The 817-nt window shown below is 39.3% G+C and carries 2 protein-coding genes; both read left to right on the top strand.

Annotated features, from left to right (window positions below):
* Positions 1-202 (top strand): hypothetical protein (locus tag REG_RS13810; protein WP_039908316.1); only part of this gene is annotated, 202 nt, incomplete at its 5' end.
* Between the two features lie 309 nt (positions 203-511).
* Positions 512-817, top strand: a 306-nt coding sequence (locus tag REG_RS08640) for a PAS domain-containing protein (protein WP_006705291.1), incomplete at its 3' end; no start/stop codon positions are given.

Genomic DNA, 817 nt, shown 5'->3' on the forward strand with positions numbered 1-817 from the left:
CGAGATGCTTTTTGCGTTGGGCATATCTCAAAAAGAAATCGCAATGTTGCGGTCAGTGTCATATCCCGTGGTAAACGCGACGTTGGAAGAGATAAAAATCAAACTTAATTTCTATTCACTCAACAGCTTGTTGGCAGTATTTCAGGTGCGTCTTGTATTTTTTGCGTTACGGGGATGTGTTCTACAAAAAAGAGGAGGATAGACGGTTGTTAAAATAAATAACACGAAGTGATACGCCAGAAGACCCAATGTCACCATTGAGCTTTGGGTCTTCCCAAAACACACTCCGCGTTCTTATCACAAAAATAAAAAATAAGATACCCTATATATTTCAGGTAACGCACTTCTTTTTTTTGATTAACAATTCACTCTCACTAAGTAATTTACCCTCTCTATTTGAGGAAATCATTATGATGAATGAATTCATTGTTGTTGATATAATATTATGGGCAACCGGACTTTATTTAATCTTGATAGCGTTGATTATCCACGATAACCCCGCTCCTAAAAAATGAAGACGGATAATAACGCACAGTATACTGCGGGTGAGATATCAAAACAGCTTATATTGATATGTGAAAATAGCACTGACCCCTGGGGCATTAAAGATAATCAGTCACGTTACTTGTATGCGAATAAAGCCTGGTTTGAACAGTTGAATCTTCCTGCTAATTTTAGGCTCAAGGGGCAGCTGGACAGCGATATCCCGCATCCTATCGCAAAGTTTGCCTGTTATTTTCAGGAGCACGACCGTCAAGTGCGCGAAACGCAACAAAGCATTGTTTCATTAAATATTTATCCCTATGGGCGCAAGCAG

Source organism: Candidatus Regiella insecticola LSR1 (assembly GCF_000143625.1).
GTDB lineage: Bacteria > Pseudomonadota > Gammaproteobacteria > Enterobacterales > Enterobacteriaceae > Regiella > Regiella insecticola.